We start from the raw sequence: 16,176 nt of genomic DNA on the forward strand, positions 1-16,176 counted from the left end.
CGATATGCCCACCTATGCCTATGCCTGCACCTCGTGCGGTCACCAGTTCGACGCCGTCCAGAGCTTCTCCGAAGACGCCCTCGCCATCTGCCCCGAGTGCGGTGGAGCACTTCGGAAGCAGTATGGATCGATCGGTGTGACCTTCAACGGATCCGGTTTCTATCGGACCGATTCCCGGAGTGGCAATGGCGGAAAGACGGATTCTTCGTCATCATCGACATCGGAGACGTCGACGAGTTCCGCCCCGGCACCCGCGGCGACTCCAGCCTCGACCTGAGGTCTGCATCGAAAGATAGGGGTTCCCGTGTTCCAGGGATTCAAGGAATTCATCACCAAGGGCAATGTCATCGATCTTGCCGTCGCGGTCGTCATCGGCGGCGCGTTCACGGCCATCGTCAGCGCAGTGGTCTCAGCGATCATCACTCCGCTCGTCTCACTGTTCTTCGACGCAGGTGCGACGGGCGAGATCGGCATCCAGATGACCGGCATCTACGGTCAGGAGGTCACTTTTCCGATCGGTGATCTGATCTCGGCGATCATCAGCTTCCTGGCCGTCGCACTCGTCGTGTACTTCGTCTTCGTCGTGCCCATGAACAAGTACAAGGAGCGACAGGCGGCACGCAACCCCGCTGTCGAGGAGGAAACGCTGCCGACCGAGCAAGAACTGCTCATCGAGATCCGCGACCTGCTCCGCAGAGATGCTCTGAGCTGACGCGATCCATCCGTCGAGGCCCTCATCTCTTTCCGGAGTCGGGGGCCTCTTCAGAGGGATGGGTTCAGTAATGCGGAGGCACGTCGTCGCGCAAGCGGTCATCGTTCGGACCCCCGTCGCGTCCGGACTTCTTCGCACGCACAGGATTCGTCACGACATCCGGTGAAGGATCGGTACCGGGGGCCGCTGTGAGCTGGGCGCGCCTGCTGCCAGGCACCCGCACCACCCGCTGCCGCTGTGAGTCAGGTGACTCGTCAGACATCGCCGGGAAGGTCGATCGGCTGGGTGTCGGTGTCGGACTTCACCGCATCCGCAGCGATGCCGAGCACGGCCGCGATACGCGATGCCGTCGTCGCGGGGTCGCTGTAAAGATCGAACGCGTGCACGCGCACGTAGTGCCATCCCAGGCGCCGCAGCACGTGAGGGCGCAGGCGCAGCGTCTCACGCAGCGATTCCCCGCGCGACTCCGGATCGGACTCGATGACGACGGCCTTGCCGCCGTGCTGCGCGACCAGCGGCAGCAGACCTCGGTAGTCGACATCGACCGACGCGCCGAGCCTGCGCAGTTCGCGCGCAAGAGCGAGGGTGAGCGGATCGGCGAGATCCTCGAGGCGCGAATCGCGGCTGCGCGTGGCTAGTCCGCCGAGGATCGACATGAGAGTGGATGCGCCGTGCTCCAGGCGTCCGTCGTCGAACGACGATGGACGAATCGATGAGACCAGCACCATCGAACGCCGGGCCCGCGTCATGCCGACGGTCAGCAGCCGCTCGCCATCGGGCGTCGAGAGGTGGCCGAAATCGCTGAGCACACGACCGTGCTTGGTCAGCCCGTAGCCGAGCGAGAAGATGACACGGTCACGACTCTCGGCCACAGATTCCTCGAGCGTGAGCACGGCGAACGGCTCCGCCGTGTCTCGGCCGACGAAGTCAGCCACGTCCGACCTGCCCGCGAACGCGCTGGTCACAGCCGCGCGCACGCGCTCGGAATGACGCGCACTCGCGGTGATGACCATGAGCGACTCCGAGGGGCGATGCACGGCGTGCTCGACCACGAGCGTCACGACCCGCGCGACCTCGGCGTCCGGGCTCTCGACGGCGCCCGAGATCGGATCCGGAGCGCCGACGCCACCTTCGACGTAGTCGACCGTGAGACTGCCGCGACCGAGGTAGGAACCAGCCCATGGCAGCGAGATGATCTCGCCGCCGTAGAACGCGTCGTTGATGAGCTCCGCCAGGTCTTCTCCCCCGGCGCGGTAGCTGCGCGTAAGCGTCATGACGGGCAGCAGTTCGGCCAGACGCTCGAAGACCGAGACATCGTCGAACGGCACCTCCGCCTCCCACTCGCGATCTGCATCCACAGCGACCTCGAATGGAGTCGGGCGCTGCGTCACCGGGTCTCCGAAAGCGACCACCTGACGGGCCCGGCGGATCGCCGGCGCGGCCTCGGCGAGGTTGATGGCGGCGGCGTCCACCAGCAGCACGGTGTCGAACTCGACCGAGTCGGGGATCTCCGGCACCTGATACGGCGAGGATATCCATGCAGGGGCGAGCACATTCATGAGCGTCGGAGCGGCGCTGATGATCTCGGCTGTCGACGGCACCCCCTGGGTCAGCGCACGACGCAGGTTCTGCGACTCGGTGGGCTCATCGACGATCGCGATGCGCCACTGGTTCGCCAGCTGCCAGGCCAGCAGCGGCCCCGCCATCGACGCATGCGCCTCGTCCACGAGACGGAAGTCGCGCTCGAGGCGGTCGACGACCGCGGTGTTCGCGCCGAGCAGGGCACGGTCATCCTGCAGTGCGCGTTCGAGCAGCGATTGCCACCAGGCGAACTCCAGCTCGTCCGCGACCTGGTCCTCGGCGACGTGTCGCACCGAGAGCTCCGCGAGAAGCGGTTCGAGGCCCAGGGTCGCGAGAGTGTCACGGATCGTCGCTCGCTCGACGAGGTTGTCGAACACATCAGACCGCGCCGCAAGACCCGCGAGGGTGCGGACCAGTCGCTCGACAGGCAGCGACGCCAACGGCTCGCGCCGCCCGAGAGCGGCATCCAGCTCGGCCAGTTCGGCGCTCACCCGCTGCCAGGAACCGTACACATCGGAGAGGCCGAGCGGGATCTCGGGGGCCACGCCCGCGTCGACGAACCGCTGCCACTGCGTGCGCTGCTGCTGGATGCGCAGCAGCGCCTCGTGCATCTCAGTGATGTGCACTCCGGGGCGCACGTACTCCTTGGCCAAGCGGCGCAGCCTGCGACGGTTCGCACCAGACATGCCGGGAGCATCACGACGTGACCCATGCGCCTGGATGAGCTCGCCCAGCGGGCGCTCGAAGACCGTCGGGCTGAACCTGTCGAGCGAGTCCCGGATGCCCTCGATGAGCCGCAGGTACTCTCCCAGTTCGTCGATCGTGGCGAACGGGCGCATGTGCGTCTGGGAGATGAGCTCGTAGCCGCGCTCGAGCAGGGCGGGAACGCTCGAGGCGTGAAGTCTGCCGGCGAGCTCGTGCGCGGAGCGCGCGGCCTCGGTGCTGCTGAAGCTCACCCCGTACCAGGGCGAATCGTTCGGACCGAAGCGGAACTCTCCGAGTCGTGCGGCCTGGATCAGCGCTGCGGCTGCGGCGGTGCGATCGTCGGCAAGACGGCGCAGCGTCTCGGTGCTCAGCCGCGCCGTGGTCGAGGGCGGCGTGGGGAGCGAGGCGAGCCTGGCGAGGTGGCGCGTGGCATCCAGCACAGAGACGTCGAGGCCTGCCACCGGAGAAGTCAGTGCCTTGCGATAATCGCGCAGCACGGTGCGCAGGCGCACCAGGGCGTCGTCGACGTCGCTGACTTTGGGTGCCGTGGCCTTCTCATTGCGCCCGATCGCACGGACGAGGTCGCGGCGGATGCCGGCGGGCGAGACGGCCAGGCTGTCCAGCGCGATGCCGGCCAGCCTGTGACGCACGCCGTCGAGCGTCGAGCGTCGAGCCGAGACGACGAGCACCCGCTTGCCTGCGCGCACCAGCTCGCCGAGCGCGTTGATGACCGTCTGCGTTCCGCCCGTACCCGGAAGCGTGGCGACCACGAGCGAGTGCCCTGCCGAGATCCGAGCGAGTACCGATTCCTGCTCGCCGTCGGCGTCGAGCAGGAGCGTATCGGAGGCAGGCGCTCGCTCGTCCGCACTCGTGATGCGCGGCTCGGGGCGAGGGGCCGTGACCTGCTCGCGGTCGTCGACGTGGCCCGCGAGCGCGTTGAGAAGGGTGTGGTCGAGCGTTCTGCTGTCGCGAGTCATCGCGGCACCGACATCGGCGAAAGTCGATACGACCAGCCGAGGCAGTACCGTGAACGTGTCGATGGACTGGGTCGCCGCACGAAGGCTGTCGATGACCGGCTGCGGTTTGAAGATTCCGCCGTCGTAGGCGAGGGAGGCGAGCGCCTCCGCATCGATCGTGATGCCGAAGTGCTCGCGGGTGACACGCACCAGTTCGGGGTTCACGATGAAGGCGCCCTGCAGCTTCAGCTCGAAGTCGGTGTGATGCCGGCGGATGGCGAGCGGACGCAGCAGAACCGGAGCGGCGAAGTCGGCACCGCCGATGCGCCAGCCGGCGAGCCCGACGGCGAGGTGCACGGCTTCGATGCCTCGCACGGTACGCAGTTCGGTGTGCTTGGCGGTGATGCGCTCCGCGGCGAGACGAGCTGTGCGCAACCCGACTTCGTCACGGAACAGATTGGAGAGCAGGGTGGATCTGCCTGTGATGAACTGCGGCAGGCTCCCGGGGTGCGCACGGGAGATGTCGATGCCGCCCCCGACCGTGTCGCGGTAATTGACCAGCGGCGATGGGCCGCCGAGGTCGGCCGCTTCGGCGCGTAGCCGGGTGCGTTCGGAGTCGGCGATGTGTGCGACCGCGATGGCTGTCTGGTCGCCCTGTTGGTCGCCGAGAGTCATCGCGGCTTCCGCTGCCGCGGCATCCGCAGCTTTCTCTTCACGTCGCCACACATGGACAGACTAGGCTCCGAGGACGCGCAGACCCTGCATCCGGGGCGGGTTTCACCGGATTGGCCCACTTTTCCTGCACATTCGAGCCAGGATCGAGGCTTCTCCCCCACCTGTGGTGACGAGTGCACGCGCGTCGACGGCGCACGTCAGGATGGGGTCATGACGTTCCGCTACGACTTCGCTCCGACTCCTTTCGGTGATGCGCTCGTGGTCTTCTCTGACGAGGGGATCGTGCGCTTCGATCTTTCCGAATCCGCCGACCCCACGGTCCCCTGGCTTCTCGAGGACATCTCCGCCCGCCTCCATGACGTGCCGGTGCCCGATCCCGGTGCCGCGGATGAGCTCGCGCACCTGCTCGACGACTATTTCGCCGGCGACCGAGTGCGCTTCGACGAGCATGTGCGACTGGACTGGCGCCTTATCGACGGATTCCACCGCACCGCTCTGCAGGCGATCACCGCCATCGAGTGGGGTCAGACGATGAGCTATGGGGAGGTCGCCATCGTCGCCGGCAGTCCTGGTGCTGCACGGGCAGTCGGCACGGCGTGCCGACTGACGCCGTTCTCGATCATCGTGCCCGTGCACCGCGTGGTGCGCTCAGACGGCAGTCCCGGCCAGTACGGCGCCCATCCGGAGCACAAGCGCTATCTGCTCGACCTCGAGCGATAGACGACAGGAACCCCCGCGGTGTGGGCCCGCGGGGGTTCCTGCTGGTTCGGTCTCGATCCGTGAAGGCTAGTGCTCCGTCGCCTTCTCCGCGCCGAAGCCGGTGAGCGAGCGCACGTCCATCTCCGCGGCGAGCTGCGGAGACTCGAGCGTACGGCTCGTGCTCGTGCCGAGCCAGCCCAGGATGAATCCGAGCGGTATCGAGACGATTCCCGGGTTGTTGAGCGGCCACAGCACGATGTCGATGCTGGGGATCATCGCCGTCTCCGACCCGGAGAACACCGGCGAGAAGGCGATCAGCAGGATCGCCGAGCCGAGTCCGCCGTACATGCTCCACACCGCGCCGCGTGTGTTGAAGCGCCGCCAGAACAGCGAGTACAGAATCGTCGGGAGGTTCGCGGATGCCGCCACGGCGAAGGCCAGCGCGACCAGGAAGGCGATGTTCTGCCCCTGTGCGCCGATGCCTCCGAGGATCGCGAGGATGCCGATCACGACAACCGTGCGGCGGGCGACCTTCACCTCGCCGTTCGGGTCAGGATCTGCGGCTGTTCCGTCGGAGTTCTTGCGGTTCTTCTGGATGATGTTCGCGTAGATGTCGTGCGCGAACGACGCGGCCGCCGTGATGGTGAGTCCTGCCACGACCGCCAAGATGGTCGCGAAAGCGACTGCCGAGATGAAGCCCAGCAGAAGCGGTCCGCCGAGGTACTGCGCGAGCAGCGGCGCTGCCGAGTTCACACCGCCAGGGGCTGCCATGATGACATCCGCACCGACAAGAGCTCCGGCACCGTAGCCGAGCACGAGCGTCAGCAGGTAGAACCCGCCGATGAGCCAGATCGCCCAGACCACCGAACGGCGTGCCTCCTTCGCCGTCGGCACGGTGTAGAACCGCATCAGCACGTGCGGCAGCCCCGCGGTACCGAGAACGAGCGCCATTCCGAGCGAGAGGAAGTCCCAGGGGTTCGCACCGTACTGCAGTCCGGGAGCGAGGATCGCCTCGCCCGCAGGCGACTTCTCGACGGCCGCCTCCAACAGTGTGTTCAGGCTGAACCCGTTCAGCGCGAGCACCCAGACCGTCATCACGATGGCACCCGCGATGAGCAGGACGGCCTTGACGATCTGCACCCATGTGGTGCCCTTCATGCCGCCGATGAGCACGTAGACGATCATCAGCACGCCGACGACGCCGATCACTATCGACTGCCCTATCCGCCCCTCGATGCCGAGCAGCAGCGAGACCAGTCCGCCGGCTCCCGCCATCTGGGCGAGCAGGTAGAAGAAGCAGACGGCGAGGGTCGTGATGGCTGCAGCCATCCGCACCGGGCGCTGCTTCAGACGGAACGACAGCACATCCGCCATCGTGAACTTGCCGGTGTTGCGCATGAGTTCGGCGACCAGCAGCAATGCGACCAGCCAAGCCACGAGGAACCCGATCGAATACAGGAATCCGTCGTAGCCGTTCACTGCGATCGCACCGCAGATGCCGAGGAAGGATGCCGCCGAGAGATAGTCACCTGCGATGGCGAAGCCATTCTGCGGCCCGGTGAACGAACGACCGGCCGCGTAGTAGTCGGCCGCGGTCTTGTTGTTGCGGCTGGCGCGTATGACGATGAACAGGGTGACAGCGACGAAAGCCGCGAAGATCGCGATGTTGAGGATGGGATTGTTGTCAGCCGTCGCCGTGACGGACATGGGAATGAGATTCATACGTCGGCCTGCACCTTCTCGAGTTCTTGACGGATCTCCTGGGCTTTCGGATCGAGCTTCCTATTCGCGAACGAGACGTATCCCATCGTGATGGCGAAAGTGGTGACGAACTGACCGAGTCCCAGCAGCAGACCGATCGTGATATCGCCCCACACACGCTGTCCCATGAAATCCGTCGCGAATGCTGCGAGCAGCACATAGGCGAAATACCAGATGAGGAAGAATGCGGCCATGGGGAAGATGAATGAACGCTGCGTCTTCTTCAATTGCCGGAAACCGGGTGATTCCTCGACGGCGATGTAGTCGATTCCACCTGCGGGTTCAGAGTCGATTCGGTCGGTCATGAGGCCTCCTTGCCACATGTCGGGGAGCCCGCACGGTGGTGCCGCGCGGGTGGTAGGGTCGACGCTACGAAACGGGGAACGGCATCGTCACCCCCGAAAGTAGGTACTTGGTGAGCACCACGATCACATTGGACAACGAAGCAGATCTCGTCGCTCATGCGGTGCGCGAACTCTATCGCCGCACCCGGTTCCCCGTCGCATTCGGCGGACTCATCGAAGACGGTGTCGTCTCGGTGACCAGCATCGTCGGCAACCGCACACACAGCCTTGAGGGTCTCCGCGTGCGCCCGGAACGCGGACTGGGCGGGCGGGCGATGACCGAGTTGCGCCCGCGGATGACCAGCGACTACGGCGCATCCCAACAGATCACGCACGATTACGACGGGTTCGTGCTCGGTGAGGGCCTGCGCACGCTCCTGGCCATCCCGATCATTGTGGAAGGCCGCCCTCGCGGAGTCCTCTATGCCGGCGCATGGGAAGAGACCCCTGTCGGCGGCGTGAGCACGGCACCGGCGATGACAGTCGCAGAATCCGTGGCATCCGAGTTGCGCATCCGCGACGAGGTGACCAGGCGCATGCGCTCGTTCACTCCACGACCGCAGAGCTTCTCCCCCTCTCGGCTCGAGAAACTGCGCGAGAGTTTCGCCGAGCTGCGCAGCATCTCCGCCGACGTCTCAGACACCGGGCTACGAGAACGGCTCGCCCGTTTGGAGGAGCGGCTGCTCACGGTCGCCGTGGACGAGCCGCCCGTCACGACCTCGCCCGTTCCGACTGTGCACCTCTCCCCCCGCGAGACCGACGTGCTCGCCTGCGCAGCGCTCGGAGCGACGAACGCAGAGATCGCATCGCAGCTCGGCCTGCGCGAAGGCACGGTGAAGGCGTATCTCGGTACTGCGATGTCGAAGCTGGACGCCTCGACCAGGCACGCCGCCGTCGCGCGAGCGCGGAGGGCGGGACTGCTGCCCTGACGTTGCCCAGGGCGGCCGGGTATTCTTGAGCACGTCGCCTCCTGCGACACCGGACGAGGTGAACCAGTACCCGGAATGCGAAAAGACTGGCTCCTGAGGAGCAGACATGTCGTGGATCATTCTCATCGTCTCCGGAGTTCTCGAAGCGGTCTGGGCGACCGCGCTGGGAAAGTCGGATGGCCTTTCGAAGCTCTGGCCGAGCGTCGTGTTCTTCGTCGGACTCGGGCTGTCGATGTTCGGCCTCGCATGGGCGATGAAAGACATCTCCACCGGCACTGCCTATGCGGTATGGGTCGGTATCGGCGCGTCTCTGACGGTCATCTACGCGATGATCACGGGAGACACCGATATCTCCTGGATCAGAATCCTTCTTCTGCTCGGACTCGTCGGATGCATCGTCGGTCTGAAACTCATCGACCCCAGTCATGAATAGAACGCGAATTGTTGTCGATGCATTCTTTCGCGCGTAAGCTGACGAAATGGCCCGACGAATTGTGCATCAGCTGGTAGACGACATCGACGGAACCGTTCTGGGAATCGGAGAGGGCGAAACCGTCCATTTCTCACTCAACAGCACGGCATATGAGATCGATCTGACCTCGAAGAATGCCGACGCATTCCGTGAAGCATTGGAGCCGTACATCTCCGCTGCCCGTCGTGCATCGTCGGCGCCCTCCGCACGCGGAGGCTCGTCGCGCAAGCGGTCGGCCGGATCTCCGGAGACCGCTGCGATCCGCGAGTGGGCGAACGCCAACGGCTACACCGTCTCCGAGCGCGGTCGCATCCCCGGCACCATCGTCGACGCATACCGCGCGGCGCACTGATCCGTCGCGTTCGGCGTTGATCACTCTTCTTCGGAGGTCCGCTCTTCCACGGAGTTCGCCCACGGTTCATCACCGAGGGCGATCTCCGTCGTCATATCGACGAGAAATCGTCGAACCACCTCGCGCTCGTCCGAAGACAGTCGGGCCGCTGCGATGAACCTTCGGGCGTGCTGTCTGCCCACCGTCTCGATGGCCGACCGGCGAGTGATGGGTGTGATCGCGATCGCCAGCGCGCGCCGATCAGAAGGGTGCGGCGAGCGCGTGATGTGCCCACCGCGCTCGAGCCGGTCGAGCAGTTTCGTCGTGGATGCCGTCGAGATCCCGAGATGTGCGGATATCGCGCCAGGAGTGGCGATGATCCCGCGGTTCTCGCACGCGATCAGGAAGTGCAGGGCGCGCATATCGGTCTGATTGAGCTTCATATAGAGAAGTGATGCCTCGGACAGCTTCTGCTCGGCATCGCGGAGTCCGCCGAGCGCCTGCATGAGATCGCTGATGTCGCGGACGTCTTCTTCGGACATCCCTGCACGGTCGACGAGTTCACCCTCGGGATCGCTTACGTCGACGTCGTAGATCGCCGAGCCGGAAGCGAACGGTACCGGCTCGGCTTCGTCTGGTGCGGGCATGGGGTCGATGCTATCCGCCCCACTCTTTACATGCTAAGGTTTCTTCTCGCCTAGCTAGACAAACTTGGAGATGAGATGGTTCACGACGGCACATCGAGCGCACGCGTACGCGTGCGCCGCCACTCGTGGGCCCGCGTGCTCATCCCCGTGCTGCTCATCCTCGCCTGGCTCGTGGGCGCGGGGCTCGGCGGCCCGCTGTTCGGCAAGGTCGACGAAGTCTCCTCCAACGATCAGACCAGCTACCTTCCGTCTTCTGCGGATGCCACGAAGGTGCAAGCGCTGCTGGGCGAGTTCAACGACGGCGACTCGATCCCCGCGATCGCCGTATTCGTGGGATCGGACGAACTCTCCGACGCCGAGCTCGAGACGATAACGGATGCCGTGGCCGATGCGCCCGCGCTCGACGGCATCAGCGACGAGGTCTCGCCCGCGATCGCATCGGATGACGGCATAGCCGCTCAGGCGTTCATCCCGATCCAGAGCGACGCCGAACTCGCCGACACCGCCCGGGCGCTCAGCGCAAAGCTGCAGACGGACGCGCCGGACGGCGTCACGGTCTATATCACGGGACCGGCCGGCTTCAGCGCCGATCTGGTGGCCGGGTTCTCCGGCATCGATGGCCTGCTGCTCGGGGTCGCCCTTCTCGCCGTCTTCGTGATCCTGATCCTCGTCTACCGATCGATGCTGCTGCCCATCGTGGTGCTGTCGACGAGCCTGTTCGCCCTGTGCGTCGCGCTGCTCACTGTGTGGTGGCTGGCGAAGGCCGAGGTGCTCCTGCTCAGCGGGCAGACGCAGGGCATCCTGTTCATCCTGGTGATCGGGGCCGCCACCGACTACGCGCTGCTGTTCGTCGCGCGCTTCCGCGAGGAGCTGCGGGACACGCGCGACAAGGGCGCAGCGGTTCTAGCGGCGTGGAAGGGTTCATTCGAGCCGATCCTCGCCTCCGGCGGAACGGTGATCGCGGGACTGCTCTGCCTGCTGCTGAGCGATCTGAAGTCCAACAGCACGCTCGGCCCCGTCGCCGCGATCGGCATCTTCTTCGCGATGCTCTCCGCGCTCACCCTGCTTCCATCGATGCTCCTCCTGTTCGGCAGGGCGGTGTTCTGGCCACGTCGACCCGCGTTCGAGCCGGCCGTCGTGGCGGCCGAGAACGGCATGCCGACGAAGGGCCTCTGGGCCAAGCTCGCCGGCCTGATCAAGCGACGCCCTCGTCTCATCTGGATCGCCACGACACTGGTCCTCCTGGCGGGAGCTGCGGGTGTCACCCAACTCAACGCCGTCGGCGTGCCGCAGTCCGACCTCGTGATCGGCGAGTCCGAGGCGCGCGACGGGCAGGTGGCACTCGGCGAGCATTTCCCTGGCGGCTCCGGAAGCCCGGCGTACGTGGTCGTCGACGAGGCTTCCCTGCAGGATGTCGCCGACGTGCTGCTCACGCACGACGGTGTGGATGCCGTCGCCGTCACCGCGTCCGACTCTCCCAGCGGCACGGCGGAGGTCACCGCTGACGGTATCTCCGCCGTGGGCCCGCCAGGCACGCCGGCGCCTGACCCGACCGTCGTCGACGGCGACGTCATGCTGCAGGCGACTCTGACGGATGCCGCAGACTCCGACGCCGCGGCATCCACTGTTCGCGACCTACGCGCCCAGCTGACCGACGACGTGCTCATCGGCGGCGTCACGGCGACATCGGTCGACACGAACGATGCCTCCATCCACGACCGCAATCTGATCATCCCGGTGATCCTGGTCGTGATCATGCTGATCCTGATGCTGCTGCTGCGATCGATCCTCGCGCCCGTCCTGCTGATCCTCACCACTGTGCTCTCGTTCGGCACAGCGATGGGCGTCTCCGCGCTCGTGTTCAACGGGATCTTCCACTTCCCCGGCGCGGATCCTGCAGTGCCTCTCTACGGCTTCGTGTTCCTGGTCGCGCTCGGCATCGACTACAACATCTTCCTGATGACGCGAGTGCGCGAGGAGTCGATCGCGCACGGCACAAGGCAGGGTGTGCTTCGCGGGCTCGCCATCACCGGCGGAGTGATCACCTCTGCAGGTCTCGTGCTCGCGGCGACGTTCGCCGCGCTGTCGGTGATCCCGATCCTCTTCCTCGTGCAGTTGGCGTTCATCGTCGCCTTCGGAGTGCTGCTGGACACGTTCGTCGTGCGCTCCCTGCTCGTTCCTGCGCTGAGCTACGACATCGGCCGCAGGATCTGGTGGCCGTCGAAACTGGGGCGCGGCGAGGATTGATCCTCCGCGGTGACCAATGGCTTCAGACGAAGGCAGGTACGAATGACACGACGAAGCCGACGATGCCTGCGATCGTGAAGATGATGCCGAGGGTGAGGAGCAGTCGTCTGCCCATCGGCGGATGGATCCGTGCGTTCTCGGGATTCTTGGCGCTGACGTAGCCGCTGTGCCACTCCTCTGCGGTCAGCTCTGATCCCCGCAACGGCCGCTCGTGGAAGTCCCCTCGAGCGAACCAACGGGCGATGGCAGCGCCGTCCCGTTCCACGACCGCGATATCGACGCGTTCCCAGTGCCCTTCAGCGAGCGCGACCATACCGGCGACGATCAGCAGCGGGATGCCGATACCGAGCCCGATCCACGACATCGCCTCGCCCACGACGGCGAGGGTGTCGATGATCTGCACCTGCTCATCGTATTGCGTATAACGCGCAGCATCCCTCCGGTCAACCGGGTCGTGTGATGCGGGGGCGGGGATCTAACGTGACGAGATCAGATCGATCGAGAGGATGGACAGCTCATGAGCGGAATCGAAGATCAAGGCCTTCGCCCGGAGAACGTCGAACCGGCGCCTGCCGACGAGTCAGTGGACGAAGCACAGAGCGCTCACACCTCGCAGGCCGAAGGCGAGGATCCTGCCAGCGCCGAGACACATCAGGATCCCGCTCGACCCGGCCACCCGTCGCAGGCCGAGGGCGAAGACCGAGAGGACATGGACGCGCGATGAGTACGCCAGCAGACCCGACACCGTCGGCAGAGAACGAAGAACCGACGACCGCAGACGAGCCTGGAGAACCGGCCCCTCCGGACGACACGGAAGAGCCGTCGACCCAAGACCTGCAGGAACCGAGCACAGAGAAGGAGCCCGGTGAAGAGCCGAAGGCTCCGGACAGGGCCGAACCGGAGCCGAGCCACGAAGCGGTCGGCATCGGCATCATCGGGCGCCCCCAGACGGAGGAGGCCGACGGTTCCTCGTAGTTCGAATCGGCCCCCGCACGCAGGCGAATGAGCGCTACAGTTCCCCCATGAGACTTCGGGGGACCCTCGTCATCGTCGCACTGCTGCTGGTCGGCTGCACGGCAGAGCCCACGCCATCACCGCCGACCACTTCACCCCCGACCCCGACAGCGGCAGAGTGCCCCGCAGGAACGACGATGCGCGAGGAGCTCTGCCTCACCGACGATCTGATCGCCGATGAGCTCAGCGACATCCTGCACTCACAGTTCACCGACGCCCAACTGAACGCGGTCATCGCGGGCGTCTGGCACAACGGTGAGCCGGTGCTCGTGGGCGCGCTCGGTGAGTCGATGACGGGCGTGCCGGCGACTGCAGACATGCACCACGTGCTCGGAAACCTCACGACTCCGATGTTCATGACTGTGGTTCTGCAGCAGATCGAGGCCGGCGCGTTGTCGCTCGATGATCCACTCTCCACCTGGTTGCCTGAACTGCCGGCGGCAGACCAGGTCACGATCGACATGCTGCTGCACCATACAAGCGGCTATCGGCACTACACCGAGATACAGTCCTTCCTCGATGAGCTGTGGGCGGATCCGTTCCAGCAATGGGCGATCATGGACATCATCGACATCGGCGTAGCCGGCGGCCCGGTGTTCACCCCAGGCACCGACTGGCTGTTCTCCGACACGAACAACCTCATCCTCCAGCAGGTCATCGAGCAGGTGACCGGACGGCCAGCCGGCGAGCTGCTGCAGGAGGACATCTTCGACCCACTCGGCATGGACGACTCGACTGCCGCGTTCGATGCGAACTGGCCGTCACCCGTACTCCACGGTTACAGCGACGAGCGCGGAGTGTGGGAGGACGTCACCAACTGGAGCCCGACGTGGGCGAGCGCGGCAGGCGCCGTCGGCTCCAACCAAGAAGACGTGCGCGTGTTCCTGGACGCCCTCGGCGACGGGTCGCTACTGAGCCCCGAGTTCCATGACCTGCAGTTCGCACCGAACACTGCCGGGCTGGGGCCGTGGACGGATGAGCAGTACTGGGCGATGGGCTTTCTGCAGCTCGACGGCTGGGTGTTCCTCAACCCTGGCCTCTCCGGCTACTACGGGGCCGGCGGCACCATCCCCGAAGAGGGCTGGACGATGGTCGTCTACACGACCGCGAGCCAGGCCGGCGACCAGTCAGTGCCTGTGGCGACCGACATCTTCCGGCAGTTCACCGGCGTCGTCACTCCCGAGAACTCACTCGCCGAGTAGCAGAACGAACGAAGATCAAGCGGTGCCCCTGGAGGGACTCGAACCCCCAACCGTTTGCTTAGGACGCAACTGCTCTTCCATTGAGCTACAGAGGCTGGCCAGACAAGTCTATCCACCCCGACGGGCGGTCGCTGTCATGCGGCCAGCGCGAGATACGGCTCCCAGCACGGGTCACTGCGCTCTGTGCCTCGAACGGTCCAGGCCGTGCCATGCGGCGGCCGCGGGGCGAAGCGCAGCTCCCAGCGCATCTCCTGCGGCGTGCGGTCGCTCTTCACGTTGTTGCAGCGCAGACAGCACGCGACGAGGTTCTCCCAGGAGTCCGCTCCCCCGCGCGAACGCGGCAGCACATGATCGATCGTGGATGCCGCCTTGCCGCAGTACCCGCAGCGATGATTGTCACGCCGCAGCACTCCCCGCCGGGTGACCGGCACTCGTCTGCTCATGGGCAGCCGCACGTATCTGCGGAGGATGATGACGGCAGGGCGATCGTACGGCCCTCGAGCCCCCCAGACGGGATCGTCTTCCACGCGTTCGATCACGGTGGCCTTCTGATTCATCACGAGCACCAGGGCTCGTTTGAAGGACACCACTGCGAGTGGCTCATACCCGGCGTTCAGAACAAGTGTGCGCATCGTCATCCTCTCGATCCGCCGGGACGGCTTCCCGGCACTCTCGAATCACACGACGTCACTCGGACGGCAGAACGTACGCAGGGACGAAAAAGGCGCCGTCTCAGAGACAGCGCCTTTTGCACACGACAACATCGGTGCATCCCTGCGGGCGATGCCGAAGGACGTAACGACCGAGCGCATCCATGGTGCGGATGTTCGGTATTCGTTCCATCGGCTTCTCCCGTCCGTGCGACGACGGGATCAGATTAGCCCATCGCACCCACGGATGACGAAACGCCGGGTGAACACTCAGACCCGTGTCGCACCGAGAACAAGTCCGGAGAAGTCAGCCGGCGTTCGCAGCGAGCCAGGAGTACGGCTCGAGGATGCTGTTGTTGACGTGCACCTCGAAGTGAAGGTGATTCGCCGTCGACCTGCCTGTGCTGCCGACTCCGCCGATCATCTGACCGGCCGCCACCGTCTGTCCAGCCTGCACCTGACGAGTTCCGTTGGTCATGTGGGCGTACGTCGTAGAAACGGCTTGTCCGCCGATGACGTGGTCGATCACGACGGCGACGCCGTATCCGTAGTAACTCTCTGACGACACGCGAACGACGCCGGCTGCTGCCGCGTAGATCGGCGTGCCTGCAGGGGCGAGCATGTCGGCACCGTCGTGTCCACCGCTGTCGGGGCCGACAGTCGTGCGGCCCTCGGTGTACGAGCCGCGGGGCAGCGGGTAGCGGACCTCACCGGAACCGGGAGATACGAGCGCGTAGCTTCCGACGTCGATGCGGCCGCCCGATGCGCCTGAGGACGCGGCTGCTGCCGCGCGTGACGCAGCCTCGGCCGCTGCCGCCGCTGCGGCCTCTTCGGCCTTCTTCTTGTCGATCTCCTCCTGCGTCGTCGCGCTGTACGTCGACCGGTCGAGTGGAGATGCAGTGGCTTCGGATGCCACGACGAGAGACTGGGAGTCGCCTGCTGCGACCTGCTGCAGGGTGGCCGTCGCGTCGACGGGCGTCGAGGATGCCGCGTACGCAGGCAGCGCGACGGCGGCGACCAGTGCGCCGACGGCGCCGAAGATGGTGATCGACCGCATCGGCTTGATCATCTTGCGCGCGACGTCACGAGGTGCAGCGGCACGACTTCGCTTCAGAGACTTTTCAGATGTGTTCGCGGTCGGTTCGATATCTGCGGCCAAAAGGGAATCCTCCAGTGCCTCGGCGCTCGGGTGCGCTGGTTCGTCTTCACTCTGCTACTCGTGCCACCAGTTCGGTGACTTTCTGTGCGGAT

At 65.6% G+C, this 16,176-nt stretch carries 18 protein-coding genes, 1 tRNA gene and 1 riboswitch; of the genes, 10 read left to right on the top strand and 9 right to left on the bottom strand.

The window, feature by feature from the left end:
* The first annotated feature begins 4 nt into the window (after positions 1-4).
* Together HDC95_RS12215 and mscL are read left to right on the top strand one after the other, a co-directional pair.
* Entirely contained in the window at positions 5-277 is a 273-nt protein-coding gene (locus HDC95_RS12215) for an FmdB family zinc ribbon protein (RefSeq protein ID WP_259063803.1), read from the top strand.
* 27 nt (positions 278-304) lie between these two features.
* Complete coding sequence (gene mscL, locus HDC95_RS12220) at positions 305-712, top strand: large conductance mechanosensitive channel protein MscL (protein WP_259063804.1); 408 nt, start codon at positions 305-307, stop codon at positions 710-712.
* 64 nt (positions 713-776) lie between these two features.
* Here mscL and HDC95_RS12225 read toward each other — a convergent pair whose 3' ends face one another.
* Positions 777-974, bottom strand: coding sequence for a hypothetical protein (locus HDC95_RS12225; RefSeq protein WP_259063805.1), 198 nt, complete (start codon positions 972-974; stop codon positions 777-779).
* The gene (locus tag HDC95_RS12230) at positions 967-4,629 is read right to left on the bottom strand and encodes an AAA family ATPase (protein WP_259063962.1); all 3,663 of its coding nucleotides are present in this window, start codon (positions 4,627-4,629) and stop codon (positions 967-969) included. The genes HDC95_RS12225 and HDC95_RS12230 overlap by 8 nt, the downstream gene beginning before the upstream one ends.
* Positions 4,630-4,839: 210 nt before the next feature.
* On the opposite strand from HDC95_RS12230, the gene HDC95_RS12235 reads away from it, so the two are divergent.
* A complete protein-coding gene (locus tag HDC95_RS12235) occupies positions 4,840-5,349 on the top strand; it encodes a methylated-DNA--[protein]-cysteine S-methyltransferase (protein WP_259063806.1) in 510 nt (169 codons plus the stop codon).
* A 66-nt stretch (positions 5,350-5,415) separates the two neighbouring features.
* Here the strand turns inward: HDC95_RS12235 and HDC95_RS12240 are convergent, their stop codons facing one another.
* Positions 5,416-7,050 (bottom strand): cation acetate symporter, encoded by a 1,635-nt coding sequence (locus HDC95_RS12240; RefSeq protein ID WP_259063808.1) that lies wholly within the window; start codon positions 7,048-7,050, stop codon positions 5,416-5,418.
* Positions 7,047-7,394, bottom strand: a complete 348-nt coding sequence (locus tag HDC95_RS12245) for a DUF485 domain-containing protein (RefSeq protein ID WP_259063809.1) — start codon at positions 7,392-7,394, stop codon at positions 7,047-7,049. The genes HDC95_RS12240 and HDC95_RS12245 overlap by 4 nt, the downstream gene beginning before the upstream one ends.
* A gap of 110 nt (positions 7,395-7,504) precedes the next feature.
* Here HDC95_RS12245 and HDC95_RS12250 point away from each other — a divergent pair, with 110 nt between their 5' ends.
* The 3 genes from HDC95_RS12250 to HDC95_RS12260 all read left to right on the top strand — a co-directional run bounded on the left by HDC95_RS12250 (position 7,505) and on the right by HDC95_RS12260 (position 9,186).
* A complete protein-coding gene (locus HDC95_RS12250) occupies positions 7,505-8,362 on the top strand; it encodes a LuxR C-terminal-related transcriptional regulator (protein WP_259063810.1) in 858 nt (285 codons plus the stop codon).
* 28 nt (positions 8,363-8,390) lie between these two features.
* Positions 8,391-8,457: riboswitch (guanidine-III (ykkC-III) riboswitch) on the top strand.
* Between the two features lie 11 nt (positions 8,458-8,468).
* A complete protein-coding gene (locus HDC95_RS12255) occupies positions 8,469-8,795 on the top strand; it encodes a multidrug efflux SMR transporter (RefSeq protein ID WP_259063811.1) in 327 nt (108 codons plus the stop codon).
* Between the two features lie 46 nt (positions 8,796-8,841).
* Complete coding sequence (locus tag HDC95_RS12260; RefSeq protein ID WP_259063812.1) at positions 8,842-9,186, top strand: Lsr2 family protein; 345 nt, start codon at positions 8,842-8,844, stop codon at positions 9,184-9,186.
* A gap of 20 nt (positions 9,187-9,206) precedes the next feature.
* Here HDC95_RS12260 and HDC95_RS12265 read toward each other — a convergent pair whose 3' ends face one another.
* Positions 9,207-9,812, bottom strand: a complete 606-nt coding sequence (locus HDC95_RS12265) for a MarR family winged helix-turn-helix transcriptional regulator (protein ID WP_259063813.1) — start codon at positions 9,810-9,812, stop codon at positions 9,207-9,209.
* 75 nt (positions 9,813-9,887) lie between these two features.
* Between HDC95_RS12265 and HDC95_RS12270 the strand changes: the two genes are divergently transcribed.
* On the top strand, positions 9,888-12,059 hold the full coding sequence (locus HDC95_RS12270) for an efflux RND transporter permease subunit (RefSeq protein WP_259063814.1): 2,172 nt from the start codon (positions 9,888-9,890) through the stop codon (positions 12,057-12,059).
* 22 nt (positions 12,060-12,081) lie between these two features.
* On the opposite strand, the gene HDC95_RS12275 is transcribed toward HDC95_RS12270, so the two are convergent.
* Positions 12,082-12,462, bottom strand: a complete 381-nt coding sequence (locus HDC95_RS12275) for a hypothetical protein (protein ID WP_259063815.1) — start codon at positions 12,460-12,462, stop codon at positions 12,082-12,084.
* Positions 12,463-12,576: 114 nt separating this feature from the next.
* Between HDC95_RS12275 and HDC95_RS12280 the strand changes: the two genes are divergently transcribed.
* Genes HDC95_RS12280 through HDC95_RS12290 form a run of 3 tightly spaced genes read left to right on the top strand, consistent with a single transcriptional unit; the run spans position 12,577 to position 14,275 of the window.
* Positions 12,577-12,783, top strand: a complete 207-nt coding sequence (locus HDC95_RS12280; protein ID WP_259063816.1) for a hypothetical protein — start codon at positions 12,577-12,579, stop codon at positions 12,781-12,783.
* Positions 12,780-13,034 carry a hypothetical protein gene (locus tag HDC95_RS12285; RefSeq protein ID WP_259063817.1) on the top strand — a complete coding sequence of 85 codons (255 nt, stop codon included), beginning with the start codon at positions 12,780-12,782 and terminating at the stop codon, positions 13,032-13,034. Before HDC95_RS12280 ends, HDC95_RS12285 begins: the two co-directional genes overlap by 4 nt.
* Positions 13,035-13,081: 47 nt before the next feature.
* Positions 13,082-14,275 (top strand): serine hydrolase, encoded by a 1,194-nt coding sequence (locus HDC95_RS12290; RefSeq protein WP_259063818.1) that lies wholly within the window; start codon positions 13,082-13,084, stop codon positions 14,273-14,275.
* A gap of 23 nt (positions 14,276-14,298) precedes the next feature.
* Here HDC95_RS12290 and HDC95_RS12295 read toward each other — a convergent pair.
* The 3 genes from HDC95_RS12295 to HDC95_RS12305 all read right to left on the bottom strand — a co-directional run bounded on the left by HDC95_RS12295 (position 14,299) and on the right by HDC95_RS12305 (position 15,982).
* Positions 14,299-14,370: transfer RNA gene (locus HDC95_RS12295), tRNA-Arg, on the bottom strand.
* A gap of 39 nt (positions 14,371-14,409) precedes the next feature.
* Positions 14,410-14,907 (bottom strand): HNH endonuclease, encoded by a 498-nt coding sequence (locus HDC95_RS12300; protein WP_259063819.1) that lies wholly within the window; start codon positions 14,905-14,907, stop codon positions 14,410-14,412.
* A 325-nt stretch (positions 14,908-15,232) separates the two neighbouring features.
* Positions 15,233-15,982, bottom strand: a complete 750-nt coding sequence (locus HDC95_RS12305; protein ID WP_259063820.1) for a M23 family metallopeptidase — start codon at positions 15,980-15,982, stop codon at positions 15,233-15,235.
* Positions 15,983-16,176 lie beyond the last annotated feature (194 nt).

The sequence above is a fragment of the Microbacterium sp. AK031 genome (assembly GCF_024807145.1).
Taxonomy (GTDB): domain Bacteria; phylum Actinomycetota; class Actinomycetes; order Actinomycetales; family Microbacteriaceae; genus Microbacterium.